The organism is Mesorhizobium sp. M0293 (assembly GCF_040321735.1).
GTDB lineage: Bacteria > Pseudomonadota > Alphaproteobacteria > Rhizobiales > Rhizobiaceae > Mesorhizobium.
Genome location: NZ_JAMYSA010000016.1, coordinates 1 through 13,987, shown reverse-complemented (window position 1 = coordinate 13,987; position 13,987 = coordinate 1). Strand labels below are relative to the sequence as shown.

The window sequence follows — 13,987 nt, the reverse complement described above, 5'->3', positions numbered from 1 at the left end:
GCCGCGCCCCTTTGCAAAAAATTCTTTCAGGCTTACTTGGCGCTTTCCAGCGTATCGACCGCCTGCTTCAGGTTCGCGTCGGGGATCTCGACCTTGGCGCCGGCGCGCAGCGACTTGACCAGCGCGAAATACTTATCGCGGATGACCGCCTGCTTGGCCTGGTCCTTGACGTCGTCGAAGGCCGGCGGCTGCTTGGTGCGCTTGTCCTCGAGCTTGATGACATGCCAGCCGAACTGCGACTGCACCGGCTGCTTGGTGTATTTGCCGACCTCGAGCGCGAAGGCCGCCTTGTCGAACTCCGGCACCATCTGGCCAGGTCCGAACCAGCCGAGATCGCCACCACTGGTCTTGCCTGAGGGATCGCTGGTGTGCTCGTTGGCGAGCTTCTGGAAGTCGGCGCCGCCGTCGAGCTGCTTGATGATGGCCTCGGCCTCTTCCTTCGTCTTCACGAGGATGTGACGGGCATGCACCTCGTTGGCGGGCGGCGTGTTGGCGATTTCCTGGTCGTAGCGGGCGCGAACCTCGGCGTCGGTGACCTTGTCGACAACGCCCTTCTCGACCATCTCGCCATGCAGCGCACGCTGCTGCAGGAAGGCCATGCGGCGCTGGAAGTCGGGATTCTTGTCGAGCCCTGTCGTGACCGCCTGGGCGGCCATGACGCGGATTTCGATGGCGGCCGAAAGCGCGGCGGCGCGGCGCTGCTCGGGCGGCAGCTGTGCGAACTGCTGCGACAATTCTCCTTCGGCGAGCACGAGATCGGCCTCGGTCAGGGGCTGGCCGTTGACCGTGGCGATCACCGTATTCGGATCGACCGGTGCTGCGGCCGGCGCTGCTGCACCCGCCGGAGCGGGAGCGGTCTGCTGTGCCATCAGCGGCGACAGCGAAAGGGCCGACAGGCCGAAGGCCAGACCAAGGCTGGCAAGCGACGCACGGCGGAACAACAAGGACATAAGACGACTCCGGTGGGGATTGTAAGGACGGGTGGCTTCCAGATCAGCCAGATTGTGGCGGAATTTGGCGCGCCCGGCAGGGCCAGCGCGGCGTTGACATCAGTTGAGCCCCCTCTTATCTGTCCAACGACTTTGCGTCCAGAACCGTTTTCCGGGCGCTTTTTGTGTTTGTCCACGTTCACGTGGAATTGATGGGGCCAGCCGGCGCCCATCTCAAGATTGAGAATTCTATCGAAAGGACCATTGGATGGTCAGTCTCGGCGGTCTCGCCCGTAAGGTTTTCGGTTCCTCCAACGACCGTCGGGTCAAATCGACCCGGCCCCGTGTCGAGGCGATCAACGCCATGGAAAACGAGATGCGGGCGCTCTCCGATGAGGAGCTGGTCGGCCGCACCGCGAAATTCCGCCAGGACATCGCCAACGGCGCCACGCTCGACGACCTTCTGGTGCCTGCCTTTGCCACCGTCCGCGAGGCGGCCCGCCGCGTGCTCGGCATGCGGCCCTTCGATGTCCAGCTGATCGGCGGCATGGTGCTGCACAATGGCGGCATTGCCGAGATGCGCACCGGCGAAGGCAAGACCCTGGTCGCGACGCTGCCGGTCTACCTCAACGCGCTCGCCGGCAAGGGCGTTCACGTCGTCACCGTCAACGATTATCTGGCCACCCGCGACTCCGAATGGATGGGCCGCGTCTACAAGTTCCTCGGCCTCTCGGTCGGCGTTATCGTCCATGGCCTGTCCGACGAGGAGCGCAGCGCCGCTTACGCATCCGACGTCACCTACGCCACCAACAACGAGCTCGGCTTCGACTACCTGCGCGACAACATGAAATACGAGCGCGCCCAGATGGTGCAGCGCGGTCACAACTACGCGATCGTCGACGAAGTCGATTCCATCCTGGTTGACGAGGCGCGCACGCCGCTGATCATTTCCGGTCCGCTCGAGGACCGTTCGGAAATGTACAACACCATCGACACCTTCATCATCCAGCTGCAGCCGCAGGATTATGAAATCGACGAGAAGCAGAAGACCTCGATCTTCACCGAGGAAGGCACCGAGAAGCTCGAAAACCTTTTGCGCGACGCCGACCTGCTCAAGGGCGAGTCGCTCTACGACGTCGAGAACGTCGCCATCGTCCACCACGTCAACAACGCGCTGAAGGCGCACCGGCTGTTCCAGAAGGACAAGGACTATATCGTGCGCAACGGCGAGATCGTCATCATCGACGAATTCACCGGCCGCATGATGCCGGGCCGCCGCTATTCGGAAGGCCTGCACCAGGCGCTCGAAGCCAAGGAGCATGTGGCGATCCAGCCGGAGAACCAGACGCTCGCCTCCGTCACCTTCCAGAACTACTTCCGCCTCTACAAGAAGCTTTCCGGCATGACCGGCACGGCGCTGACCGAGGCCGAGGAATTCGGCAACATCTACGGCCTCGACGTCACCGAGATCCCGACCAATCTGCCGGTCGTCCGCATCGACGAGGACGACGAGGTCTACCGGACGGTCGAGGAGAAATACAAGGCGATCGTCAGGGAGATCCGCGAAGCCAGCACCAAGGGGCAGCCGACGCTGGTCGGCACCACCTCCATTGAAAAGTCCGAGCAGCTGGCCGAGCGCCTGCGCAAGGAAGGCTTCAAGGACTTCGAGGTGCTGAACGCCCGCCATCACGAGCGCGAGGCCGCGATCGTCGCCCAGGCCGGCAAGCCCGGCGCCATCACCATCGCCACCAACATGGCCGGCCGCGGCACCGACATCAAGCTTGGCGGTAACGCCGAGATGCGCATCGAAGAGGAACTCGGCGACATGCCGGCCGGTCCAGAACGCGAAGCACGTGAAAAGGAAATCAATGCCGACGTCGAGCGCCTGAAGGAAAAGGCGCTGGCCGCCGGCGGCCTCTATGTGCTCGCCACCGAGCGCCACGAATCGCGCCGCATCGACAACCAGCTGCGCGGCCGCTCCGGTCGCCAGGGCGACCCCGGCCGCTCGAAATTCTTCCTGTCGCTGCAGGATGACCTGATGCGCATCTTCGGCTCCGAGCGCATGGACGGCATGCTGCAGAAGCTCGGCCTCAAGGAAGACGAGGCGATCATCCATCCGTGGATCAACAAGGCGCTGGAAAAGGCGCAGAAGAAGGTCGAGGCGCGCAACTTCGACATCCGCAAGAACCTGTTGAAATATGACGACGTCTCCAACGACCAGCGCAAGGTGGTGTTCGAGCAGCGCATCGAGCTGATGGACGGCGAAGGCCTGAGCGAAACCATTGGCGAGATGCGCGAGGGCGTCATCGACGAGATCGTCGCCAAGGCCATTCCCGAAAACGCCTATGCCGAGCAGTGGGATGTTGCCGGCCTCAAGGCCGAGGCCGCCGAATTCCTCAACCTCGACCTGCCGATCGAAGAGTGGGTCAAGGAAGAGGGCATCGCCGAGGACGACATCCGCGAGCGCATCACGCAGGCCGCCGACGCCGCCGCCAGGGAGCGCTCCGAGCGCTTCGGCCCCGAGGTGATGAACTATGTCGAACGTTCGGTGGTGCTGCAGACGCTCGACCATCTGTGGCGCGAGCACATCGTCAATCTCGACCATCTGCGTTCGGTCGTCGGCTTCCGCGGCTACGCCCAGCGCGATCCGCTGCAGGAATACAAGGGCGAGGCGTTCGAGCTGTTCCAGGCGATGCTGGGCAATCTGCGCCAGGCCGTCACCGCGCAGCTGATGCGCGTCGAGTTGGTCCGCCAGGCCGCCGACGCGCCGCCGCCCGAGGCACCCGATATGTTCGGCACGCATCTCGACGGCACCACCGGCGAGAATGATTTCGAAGGCGGCGAGACCGCCCTCCTGGTCCGCCCGGAGACAACCGCTGTCGTCGCTCCCGAAGACCGCGACCCCAACAACCAGGCTACCTGGGGCAAGGTCGGCCGCAACGAAGCCTGCCCCTGCGGCTCCGGCAAGAAATACAAGCACTGCCATGGGGCGTTCGCCTAAGGGGAATGCTTCCCTTCTCCCCGTTCACGGGGGTGAGGCGTGGTCCGCGCAGCGGACGAAAAGCCAATTGCTTGGCTTTTCGAACGACGAACGCCCTGAGCGATAGCGAAGGGCTGGGTGCCGGCAGGCGGATGAGGGGCGGCGCCGGCATTGGCGTCTATCAGCATTGCGGTGAGGCTCATTTGCACCGCTACTTGGCAGTTCGACTTCCGCTACAATCGCCGCTCTAAGCTCGGCTTTACGGACCAGATGCGCGTTGACGCCATTATGGATGGCGTCAAGCCAAGCGACTGATGAGATTGAGACGCTCCTCAATAAGATGAGGCCGCAAGGGCGGCCTGCAAAATGGCAGTGATCATCTGATCTAGCGGCTCGCCTGGATCGCAATCGACATAGGCAGATTGAAGCAGCGCATTTCGGGCGGCCTCAATGACAAAGTATAGGTGATTCCTTAGCGATTTTGCACTATGAGGATCATCATGAATCTGAGGGGGATCATCGCGGCGGAGAAATCCGCCGTTGATACGGGGGATTGGAAGCGAGGTGAGATACCGCGCTCCAAGTGGCCGTCACGTCGAGCCAAGGCCAAGGCATATAAGTATGGCCCGCTTTATCAGTGGCGAATCCTCACCTTTGAAGCAGTCGGCGAAGATTGTCGCGTTCTTCTGCTGTTCAACGAATCCAAGCGGATTTTCCGTGCTACCCTAGGCGTAACGAAAGGCGGCGAAACTCTTGTCATCTGTGACTATGAGTATCATGCCAGCGAACCTGGGTGGCACTGCCATGCCCGTTGCAGCGATTTGGCCAACGTCAATGTCGCTCACAACCGGTTCGGCAGCGTTCGCCTGCCTAAGGCGGGTTCGTTCCATCGCCGAACAGAATTCAGGCATCTAAAGCAGCCTCTTTCTGCTCAAACCGCCTTTAATTGCGCAATATCGATCTTCAAGATCGATAAGGCGGAAGGGATGGTATGAAGACCGAACTCTGCCACGCGTTCTGCAACGACATAACGGTCACCGAGGTGCCCGCAGGCCTTGCTGTGTCTACGGCATTCAGGCGCGATGACGGTGACCGCGTGTCATTCTACGTTACGCAAACAGAGGGTGGTGCTTTCAGGCTTGAGGACGACGGCGCTACGATTCAGCAGCTAGAGGCGGCCGGCGTCGATTTTGAGACCGATACCCGCCGTCGCGGGCTGGAAAGCCTACTGTCCTCAGTGGACGCTCATTTCGATCAGGCAGACGGGACGATCAAGACCGTGGCGTTTCCTGAAAAGGAATTGCCGGCTAGGGCGCTAGAGTTTGTCGGCGTTATGATCCGAATGAACGATTTTCTCCTGCTTACGCAAGAGAAGATCGCCTCCTCATTCAAGGAAGACGCAGCGGAGCGAATAAGGTCCGTGGTAGGCGACCGTGCCAAGATCAGAGAAAATGAGGCGGTCAGTTCTCGCCTTTCTGAGGTGACTCCTGACATGGTTTTGGAGGTGAGCGGTCGCCCGCCCGTCGCCATATTTTTTGGGAATAGTCCTGCGCGAGTGAACGACGCGATCTTCCTTCACTTTGCTGCGCTGCATGAGGTGAAGCAAGATTTGTCGGTTATCGCTCTATTGGAGGATGACCATGCCATCTCGAATGAACTACGCCGCAGGGCAAGTAACCGCCTTGCGACCGTACCCGTTTACAAGGATGACGAAGACGCAGCGATAGCTCGTATTGCTCGCGAGGCACTGGGTAAGGCGGCATGAATGACAAGGCCGACGCAAAAACCGACGAAAAGCGCTTCAACGAGACGTTAAGCGGATGCTGAAGACGCCGCCCCCGCCGTCCAAGGCAGCCAAAACAGAGACTAAGAAAAAAGCATCGCCCGACGATAGCAAGCCACTGTCAAACAATCGTTGAGCATGTTAATTCTTCCTAAAATGGGGGGATTAGCATGGCCAACACACGGCTGAAGACTGTTGTATACAGGCGGGCCATGTGGCTCGACGGCCACGACCCAGCGAAGACGCTAGAACATTATCTGCGTGAGGCACATAAGAAGTTGCCTAAGATTGGCCAGCGTAAATTTCCGCGCGCAGACGGGCAAATAATCAAAGGCAACAAAGCAAATCGCAATGCGGGTGGTGGCCTATTACTTCATTTGGTTGCAGGAACTCCAGGCGACCATGCGAGCACGGTGCCTGCCGCAGATGACGATCTAGAAGAATTTGAAGTTGGCACTGCTCCGGCTCCCGCAAAAAGGGATTACATGGACGGTGATGTCTTTGCCCTAGTGCGCGGGAATGACGCATTCCTATGCTCTACAGTGCTCAAAGACGGTTCGTTCTCGACATACTGCCACCAGCTTCTCAAGAAAGCCGATATCGATGACGAGGCCGATCAATTCGAGCTTCAAAATGTCGGGAATATCGACAAAGTGAAACTTATCAAAGCACAAGGCGTAAAGGCGGTCGAAATGCGCACTACGCTTTATGAAGCCAGTATAAATTACGTCGACCGGAAGGGCGATACGGCAGGTGCTATGGGAGCAGCATTCAAGCATTTGAAAGCGCTATTCGGAAATGGCGTTCCTATGGATCTAGAGAATGTGAACGTATCCCTGTCGCTCTCTTTTGACACCCGGAGGAAGGAAGGGCGCGTGGTCGGTAGGAAACTAATGGATAGCGTCGCCCGCGACGTTATCGAGGACGAGGACGACGATTATGTAATCGTCACTGGTGACAACCAGAGGATAAGCCAGAAAGAGGTCTTCATCCGTCAAAAGGTGACGATCGAGCGTCACGGAAAATCGGTATTGCGGGACAGCGCTTGGAAAGCGCTTCGCAAGTTCGAAAGCGACTTGCAAGCGTCTGGCATAGTGACGCAATAAGATGCGAGCTCTATTTATTGGGTTCGCTTTCTTGGCCGGATTTTTGGTGTCTCGCCATTGGGGAGAGTATGTCGTAGACAATGAGGCCGCGATAGGAATTTTTGTAACTGTATATACTGTACTCGCGGGATTTTTGGTTGCGGTGATAACAGTCTTGGGCGACCCATCGCTATTGCCGTCCGGTTCTTGGAAGTCAGCGGAAGGTCACAGGCAGGCGATAGAGGATAGACTAATACGCCATACTTGGTTGTTCGTGCTATATCTATTGACAATAGGCGTAATTTTTGTCGGAACGCTTCTCAGCAAGGCGCCTGAAGCCGTAGTATCTAGCGACACAAAGTCCATCATTGCCCATATTCATTTAGCATTAGGAGTGACGGCGTTCATACTCACGCTGGGGATGCCTAAAATGCTCATGGATGTACAGCGGAAGCGCGTTGATGCCGAAATCGACCGTCGCCGCTCGGAAGCTGGCATCAAGGACGATAGTTAGGCTTTCGTCGCATACGCATCAGCTTTCGCGCCTTCTGCTTAGGCGAGACCGGTTTCACCAATCCGCCGATAGGTAAGGCGCTTGCCTTCGATCATCGCGAGCAACTGGTCGTGGCGCTCGGTGTCGGTGACGCCAAGAGCGGTGCGGCGACTAGCGGAAATCGAATTCCGACAAGTAGCGGTGAAGATGGGCTTCGCCGCAATGCTGATAGACGCCGACCATGCCGCGCTTGAAGACTGAGAACACGTTTTCAATCGTGTTCGAATGGATCGACACGCCGTCCTCATAGCGGACGTATTCGCCAGCGGAATGATTGGTCGTCTTGTGCGAGGCGTATTCCTCGCCGATCACCGTGTAGAGCTTGGATTGGTCCGTGTAGAGCGTCGAATTGCGGTCGGCATTGCGCACCAGGATATCGCGCACAACTGCCTTGATGGCGTGCTGGACGTGAACCAGGCTGGCTTTGCCTCCACGCTTAACAAGGCCGATAACGGTGCGCTTCGGCTTCATCTTGCGCTTCAAGCGCGGCTTTGTACTCAGCGCGCACGACTGCGGATCGTGATGGCGATGCCACCGCCATAACGAATGCTCGTGCCGCGCACCGCCCCTGCCGGCCCTCCGCTATGGCTCCGGGCGTTCGTCGCTCGAAAAGCCAAATCGTTGGCTTTTCGTCCGCTGCGCGGACCACTCCTCACCCAACCGTTTCTTAATGTGTCTCCGCTACACCAAAGCCTGAAAAGAAGCGGAAAACGGAGAGAAATCGGGGTGCGCTTTTCCGCGGCCACGACAGCCGGGCGGTTCCTGCCGCAGCGTTTGGCGCTGCGCATGGAGCCGTTGCTTGGCCGCATCGACGCCGTGCTGTTCACCGCCGACGAGCGCGGCGAGGCCGGCCGCATGTCGGTCATCGCCTTCTCCATCCGCATCGTCAGCGCCGTCATCGCCTTCATCAGCCAGGTGCTGATGGCGCGCTGGATGGGCTCGTTCGAATACGGCATCTTCGTCCTCGTCTGGGTGACGATGGTCATCGTCGGCAACCTCGCCTGCCTCGGCTTCCACACCTCGGTTATCCGCTTCATTCCCGAATACCGCGAGCGCGGCCTGATGGACGAACTGCGCGGCATCGTGCTGGCCAGCCGCCTGTTCGTGCTGATCGCCTCCACGCTCATCGCCGGGCTCGGCGCGCTCGGCGTCTGGCTGGCGGCACCCTGGATCGAAAACTACTATGTGATCCCGTTCATCCTCGGCGTCATCTGCCTGCCGATGATCGCCATGTCCGACCTTCTGTCGGGACTGGCACGCGCCAACAGCTGGGCGCTGTTTGCCCTGTCGCCGACCTATCTGGTGCGGCCCATCCTGATCCTGCTGTTCATGGCGCTGATGCTGCTGGCGGGCTACGCCCCTGACGCAAAGACCGCCATCTTCGCCTCGATCGCCGCCACCTACGCCACCACGCTTGGCCAGCTGATCGGCGTCACCCAGCGCATGGAACGGCAGATCCCGGCCGGGCCGATGAAGGTGCATTTCGCACAATGGTTCATCGTGTCGCTGCCGATCTTCCTGGTCGAAAGCTTCTTCTTCCTGCTCACCAATGCCGATGTGCTGATGGTCGGCGCCTATATGGATCCCAACGACGTCGCCGTCTATTTCGCCACGGTGAAGACGCTGGCGCTGGTGCATTTCGTTTATTTCGCCGTCAAGGCCGGCGTTGCCCAGCGCTATGCGCAGTTCACTCATGGCGACCCGCAAAGGCTCGCCGCCTTTGCCCGCGAGACAGTGTCATGGACGTTCTGGCCGTCGCTGTTGATGGCGCTGCTGGTGCTGGCGCTGGGCGAACCGATGCTGGTGCTGTTCGGCCCTGAATTCAGCAGCGGCTATCCCTTGCTGTTCCTGCTCGTCTTCGGCGTCGTGGCGCGCGCCGCCGTCGGTCCTTGCGAAAGCCTGCTGACGATGAGCGGCAACCAGAACATCTGCGCCGCCGTCTATGCCATGACGCTGGCCTTCAACATCGCCCTCAACGTGGTGCTGATCCCGATGTTCGGCCTGTGGGGCGCGGCCATGGCCACCGCCTTTGCCATGATCTTCGAAGCCAGCGCGCTGTCGTTCACGGTGTGGCGCAAGCTCGGCATCGTCATGCTCATCTTCGTGCCTGCGAAAGGAGCCGCGTGATGGCCGCCATCCCGTTGCTTGAGGAAACTAGCGGCGGCAGCGCCGGCGCTATGGTGTCCGGCCTTGCCGGACTGGCCCGCGACCCCGACCCTGCCCACATTGAAATCCTCGCCAACAACCGGCCCGAGCGCAAACTCGCCATCTACCCGGCATCGGCCGGCTTCGACCTGGTCGAGGAGCTGGATTACCTCTGCGCCCGCGCGGTCGAGCCCAACGTCTTCTTCAACCCGCGTTTCCTGGCGCCGGCCATGCCGCGGCTGGAGGATCGCGAAGTGCGGCTGGCGGTCATCCGCGACGGCGACGAATACCGCAACCGGCTGCGCCTTCTTGTGCCGATCTCGGTCGAACGGCCGGTGGTGCCGCTCGGCGTGCCGGTCATGCGCACATGGTCGAGCCCGTTCGGTCCGCTCGGCACCCCGCTGGTCGATCGCGACGATCCGGTCGGCGTCGTCGAGGATTTCTTCTCGATGCTGTCGCGTCCACACCTCAAGCTGCCGAAAGTGTTCGTCCTGCCCGATATCCGGCTCGACGGCCCGGTGGCGAGCCTGTTTGCCACCGTGGCCGAGACGCGCGGCCTGATGCTGGTCACCACCGGCCAGACCCAGCGTCCGGCGCTGGAGAGCGAAACCGATGGCGACGAGTATCTGAAGGCTTCGCTGCGTTCGCACCATTATCGCGAGTTCCGCCGCCTGAAGCGGCGCCTTGGCGACCTCGGCAAGCTCGAGCATGTCGTGGCGCGCGGGCCCGAGGACATCCGCCACGCCATCGAAAGCTTCCTGACCCTGGAAGCGGCGGGCTGGAAGGGCCGCGAACGCACCGCCATGGCGATCGACCGCTACCGCGCCGCCTTCGCCCGCGAGGCGGTGCACCGGCTGGCCGAACAGGACATGTGCCGCATCCATTCGCTGACGCTCGACGGCCGCACCATCGCCTGCCTGATCGTCTTCGTCGAAATCGGCGTCGCCTACACCTGGAAGACGGCCTATGACGAGACGCTGGCCAGCTATTCGCCGGGCACGCTGCTGATGATCGAGGTGACCAGGCAGCATCTCGACGATCCCAACATCATGATGACCGATTCCTGCGCGGTGCCCGACCACCCGGTGATGAGCCGGCTGTGGGCCGAGCGCAAGCCAATGGGCACGCTGGTGATCGGCCTGACGCCGGACGCCGACCGCCTGACCCGCCAGGCCGCCTCGCAGCTGCACCTCTACCGCGAAACCCGCAACATGGCCCGCCTGCTGCGCAACCGCATGAAGAGCCTGCTGGGACGGCGGTAAGGCAGCCAGGCGCGGTCCGAGAGAACGGCATATTTCGCCGCAAGCCCTGGATAATTGACAGAGGTGGCCGAGAACTTACTTCGATTCCCCACCAGTCGATGCCAATATTGACGTCTGTTCATAAAAAAACGAGATTTTTCGACAGCACTTTTCAGCAATAAAATCTACTCGCAATCTTGTTCTTGATCCGCGATACTTTAGTGATTCGGTAGCGATGAGAGAAAAATGTCGCTGAATCATGAGGCCAACGGCGCCCGGCACATCAGTGCAGAGGCCAATGCCGTTGTCCGAAGAGGCGACGATGACGCGCTGGAGGAGCTGATCCGAAGCATCCAAGCCGGCACGGCTTCGCCTTCCTTCGAAGAGAAGCCCAACAGATTGGCCCAGTCGGACCCGCTGGCTGCTTCTCCCGCTTCAATTCAGACAGGCCAAGGCAGGCGCCTTTCCTCCCCCTTGTCCAGCCATCAGTCGATGCTGTGTTCCGGTGACGATTTGGCCGCCCATTTGAAAGGCGTGGCGGAAGGGCTGGAATTGTCGCGTCAGGCATGGTCCTCCTTGCAGGACTATCTGGTCAGGCTCGATGCGCAAACGCGCCATGCCGACGCGCTCGATACCGAGACATGGGAATTGCAAGAGGCGACGGCCAGGCTCGAACATCTGCATGATCGCGCGTCGAAAGAACTTGAGCGAAAATCGCGCGAGCTGTCGATCGCGAGCGCGACCATCGCCGACCTGAAGGTCGAACTCGACAGGACCCGGCAGGCCATTGTGGAGGCCGACAGGCACGCCGACCAGCGCGAAGCGCGGTTCCTCAAGGCGAATGTCGAGGTCGAGCGCCTGGGACACAACCTGGCGCGGATCTCGGAGCAGCTTGCCGATGAGATCATGGCCAGGCAAGCCGCCGAGCGGGCGCGTGAGGACGTTGCATCGCGGCTTGCCAGCCTGGAACAGGCAGCCATGCTGCTTCATGCCAAGGTCGCGGATTACCAGTTCCTCAACGAGCAACTGACCGGCAAACTGTCGCGGCAGTTGGCGGTTCAGCAAGACCTGCAAGCGCGGCTGTCCACGGCCGAGCATGAGCGCGGCGTTCTCAACGATTGCGCCGCCGCCGCGCAAGAGCGGGCCGCGGGACTCGAGAGAGAATTGCGCTCGCTCCAGCGCCGGACCACGGCTCTGCTTGTCGATCAGGCCGTGGTGCGCGCACCGCCGAGCCATGTCGGAGACGGTGCCGGGGAAGCGGCCGAGCATTGGCACCGCGCTTCGCAAACCGAGATCGCGAAGTTACGCGAGGAGCGCGATGCGGCACGCAAAGATTGTGCCGCGGTGAAGGTCCAACTCGCGGACCTGCGCTTGCGCGGCATGACCGACGAGCTCGCCCATGCCCGTTGCCGCGATGAGAACCGTGAGCTTCAACACAGGCTGGAAACGCTGACGCGCCAGGACCGGCACAGCGGACCGGCAGCGGATGTGAGTGCCGATCTCGAACGGGCATTCGACGGATTGGACCTGCTGGCGACCGGCGAGCTTAGCGCGGCCAATGACGGCGATCCCGCCGGAGCGCGCAAAGCGTCTTGATAGCGGAAGGTCAATTTTTCGGATTGCAACGCCGGTTCTTCAAAAGGAATTGGTGCCCCTAGCCGGGATCGAACCAGCACTCCTTGCGGAACTCGATTTTGAGTCGAGCGCGTCTACCAATTCCGCCATAGGGGCTCAGGCCGGGCGGCCTGGATGGCGCGGGACTATACGGTTGGAGGCCCGTTCGTCAACTGGCCAATTTCTCCGGTGCCGGATGCGACCAAACTGCGCCTTTCGATTTCGTGACAGGGCTGCCATTGTGCAGTGCGGAAAATCTTTCTAGACAGGCGGCGCGTCAAAGCGCGGCATGTCTGAGAAGATCGCCGCGCACCTTTGGGGCGACATGCGTTAGGAGTGCCGATGCTTCGCGGACTTTACGACTGGACCTTGTCGCTGGCGGCCCGCAAATCCGCCGAATGGTGGCTGGCCTTCATTGCCTTCGTCGAAAGCTCGGTGTTCCTGGTGCCGGCCGACGTGCTCTATCTGCCGATGGCGCTGTCGCGGCCGGATCGCGCCTACCGCTACGCGCTGATCGCCACCGTCGCCTCGGTGCTGGGCGGCATCGCCGGCTGGTTTATCGGCCATTACGCCTATGACGCGGTGGCGAGGCCGATCCTCGAATTCTACGGCAAGTACGACGAGTTCGAGACGCTGCGCGCAGGCGCGGGCGTCGGCTTCATCGTCCTGATGCTGGTCACCTCTGGCGCCGCCCATCTGCCGCCGATCAAGGTGGTGACGATCCTGTCGGGCGTCATCGGCGTCAATCTGCTGCTGTTCATCGTGCTGGCCATCGTGGCACGCGGCGGCCGTTTCCTGCTGCTGGCCTGGCTTTTGCGCCGCTATGGCGAGCCGATCCGCGAGTTCATCGAAAAGCGCCTTGGCCTGATCGCGGGCGCGGCCGCGGCTGCCCTGATTTTGCTCTATATAACAGTCAAATACGCCCTCTGAACACAGCCATTGCGAGCCGGACGGAGCCGATTGAAATGACCGCGACGATGAATGCCGATCCCGGACGCCAGCGGACACGCACGGCCTTGTTCCTCGCCGTCGCCATGGGCGCCACCGTCGGCTCGGCACTCGGCTTCCAGTATCTGGGCGGCTACATCCCTTGCCACCTCTGCCTCGAGCAGCGCACGCCCTACTACATCGGCGTGCCGCTGATGGTGCTGGCGGCGATTGCATCGATGCTTCACGCGCCGGCATGGCTGACGCGCGGCTTGCTGGCCGTCGGCGGCCTGCTGATGCTCTACGGCCTTTATCTCGGCGTCTACCACTCCGGCGTCGAATGGCAGTGGTGGGCCGGCCCGACCGATTGCACCGCAGGTGCGGGACCGGTGGACACCGGCGGCAAGGGCGTGCTCGACGCGCTCGACAAATTCGTGCCGCCCTCCTGCGACAAGGCCGCACTGCGCATCCTTGGCCTGTCGCTGGCCGGCTGGAACGCCATCGCCAGCCTTGTCCTCGCCGCCGTCGCCTTCCGCGGTGCTTTCACGCGCGACTGAGTCAATTCGATAACTGGCGCAACGCAGAGTTCGAGCAAAAATTCGCCAGGCTGAGTCGGATGGCGCGGCGTTCGACGTCCGAGCCAGATCGACCCCCCACTCCGTCTCGGCTTCGCCGAGCCACCTCTCCCCCGATCGACGGGGTAGAGGAAGGGCGCGAGCCTATTGTAGCC

The 13,987-nt window shown here is 61.2% G+C and carries 11 protein-coding genes, 1 tRNA gene and 2 pseudogenes; 11 read left to right on the top strand and 3 right to left on the bottom strand.

The annotated features are described in order from the left end of the window. Positions 1-32 precede the first annotated feature (32 nt). The gene (locus NKJ06_RS08835; RefSeq protein WP_352631714.1) at positions 33-950 is read right to left on the bottom strand and encodes a peptidylprolyl isomerase; all 918 of its coding nucleotides are present in this window, start codon (positions 948-950) and stop codon (positions 33-35) included. Between the two features lie 247 nt (positions 951-1,197). Between NKJ06_RS08835 and secA the strand changes: the two genes are divergently transcribed. The 6 genes and pseudogenes from secA to NKJ06_RS08810 all read left to right on the top strand — a co-directional run bounded on the left by secA (position 1,198) and on the right by NKJ06_RS08810 (position 7,291). Continuing rightward, entirely contained in the window at positions 1,198-3,930 is a 2,733-nt protein-coding gene (gene secA / locus NKJ06_RS08830) for a preprotein translocase subunit SecA (protein ID WP_352631712.1), read from the top strand. Positions 3,931-4,079: 149 nt separating this feature from the next. Beyond that, a pseudogene (locus NKJ06_RS35795) lies at positions 4,080-4,224 on the top strand (IS1595 family transposase); the annotation flags it as partial. 185 nt (positions 4,225-4,409) lie between these two features. Next, positions 4,410-4,904 carry a hypothetical protein gene (locus tag NKJ06_RS08825; RefSeq protein ID WP_352631710.1) on the top strand — a complete coding sequence of 165 codons (495 nt, stop codon included), beginning with the start codon at positions 4,410-4,412 and terminating at the stop codon, positions 4,902-4,904. Then, positions 4,901-5,674, top strand: coding sequence for a DUF1828 domain-containing protein (locus tag NKJ06_RS08820; RefSeq protein ID WP_352631708.1), 774 nt, complete (start codon positions 4,901-4,903; stop codon positions 5,672-5,674). Before NKJ06_RS08825 ends, NKJ06_RS08820 begins: the two co-directional genes overlap by 4 nt. 188 nt (positions 5,675-5,862) lie before the next feature. Continuing rightward, positions 5,863-6,798, top strand: a complete 936-nt coding sequence (locus NKJ06_RS08815) for a hypothetical protein (RefSeq protein ID WP_352631706.1) — start codon at positions 5,863-5,865, stop codon at positions 6,796-6,798. Positions 6,799-6,829: 31 nt separating this feature from the next. Further along, on the top strand, positions 6,830-7,291 hold the full coding sequence (locus NKJ06_RS08810) for a hypothetical protein (RefSeq protein WP_352631705.1): 462 nt from the start codon (positions 6,830-6,832) through the stop codon (positions 7,289-7,291). A gap of 38 nt (positions 7,292-7,329) precedes the next feature. On the opposite strand, the pseudogene NKJ06_RS08805 reads toward NKJ06_RS08810, so the two are convergent. After that, positions 7,330-7,792 (bottom strand): annotated as a pseudogene (locus NKJ06_RS08805) (IS1595 family transposase); the annotation flags it as partial. A 264-nt stretch (positions 7,793-8,056) separates the two neighbouring features. Here NKJ06_RS08805 and NKJ06_RS08800 point away from each other — a divergent pair. From NKJ06_RS08800 to NKJ06_RS08790, 3 genes are all read left to right on the top strand, one after another. Next, positions 8,057-9,457, top strand: coding sequence for a lipopolysaccharide biosynthesis protein (locus NKJ06_RS08800; protein WP_352631703.1), 1,401 nt, complete (start codon positions 8,057-8,059; stop codon positions 9,455-9,457). After that, positions 9,457-10,737, top strand: coding sequence for a GNAT family N-acetyltransferase (locus NKJ06_RS08795; protein ID WP_352631701.1), 1,281 nt, complete (start codon positions 9,457-9,459; stop codon positions 10,735-10,737). The genes NKJ06_RS08800 and NKJ06_RS08795 overlap by 1 nt, the downstream gene beginning before the upstream one ends. 225 nt (positions 10,738-10,962) lie before the next feature. Further along, positions 10,963-12,312: a coiled-coil domain-containing protein gene (locus tag NKJ06_RS08790; RefSeq protein ID WP_352631699.1), complete on the top strand. Its 1,350-nt coding sequence runs from the start codon at positions 10,963-10,965 to the stop codon at positions 12,310-12,312. A gap of 50 nt (positions 12,313-12,362) precedes the next feature. Here NKJ06_RS08790 and NKJ06_RS08785 read toward each other — a convergent pair. Beyond that, positions 12,363-12,447: transfer RNA gene (locus NKJ06_RS08785), tRNA-Leu, on the bottom strand. Positions 12,448-12,672: 225 nt separating this feature from the next. Here NKJ06_RS08785 and NKJ06_RS08780 point away from each other — a divergent pair. Together NKJ06_RS08780 and NKJ06_RS08775 are read left to right on the top strand one after the other, a co-directional pair. Further along, positions 12,673-13,260, top strand: a complete 588-nt coding sequence (locus NKJ06_RS08780; protein WP_352631697.1) for a YqaA family protein — start codon at positions 12,673-12,675, stop codon at positions 13,258-13,260. A 35-nt stretch (positions 13,261-13,295) separates the two neighbouring features. Further along, positions 13,296-13,814 (top strand): disulfide bond formation protein B, encoded by a 519-nt coding sequence (locus NKJ06_RS08775; RefSeq protein WP_352631695.1) that lies wholly within the window; start codon positions 13,296-13,298, stop codon positions 13,812-13,814. Positions 13,815-13,987 lie beyond the last annotated feature (173 nt).

Bases quoted from the DNA above. Each gene is read 5' to 3' on its own strand.
- NKJ06_RS08835 (WP_352631714.1), bottom strand. From the start codon at position 950: ATGTCCTTGTTGTTCCGCCGTGCGTCGCTTGCCAGCCTTGGTCTGGCC.
- secA (WP_352631712.1), top strand. From the start codon at position 1,198: ATGGTCAGTCTCGGCGGTCTCGCCCGTAAGGTTTTCGGTTCCTCCAAC.
- NKJ06_RS08825 (WP_352631710.1), top strand. From the start codon at position 4,410: ATGAATCTGAGGGGGATCATCGCGGCGGAGAAATCCGCCGTTGATACG.
- NKJ06_RS08820 (WP_352631708.1), top strand. From the start codon at position 4,901: ATGAAGACCGAACTCTGCCACGCGTTCTGCAACGACATAACGGTCACC.
- NKJ06_RS08815 (WP_352631706.1), top strand. From the start codon at position 5,863: ATGGCCAACACACGGCTGAAGACTGTTGTATACAGGCGGGCCATGTGG.
- NKJ06_RS08795 (WP_352631701.1), top strand. From the start codon at position 9,457: ATGGCCGCCATCCCGTTGCTTGAGGAAACTAGCGGCGGCAGCGCCGGC.
- NKJ06_RS08790 (WP_352631699.1), top strand. From the start codon at position 10,963: ATGTCGCTGAATCATGAGGCCAACGGCGCCCGGCACATCAGTGCAGAG.
- NKJ06_RS08780 (WP_352631697.1), top strand. From the start codon at position 12,673: ATGCTTCGCGGACTTTACGACTGGACCTTGTCGCTGGCGGCCCGCAAA.
- NKJ06_RS08775 (WP_352631695.1), top strand. From the start codon at position 13,296: ATGACCGCGACGATGAATGCCGATCCCGGACGCCAGCGGACACGCACG.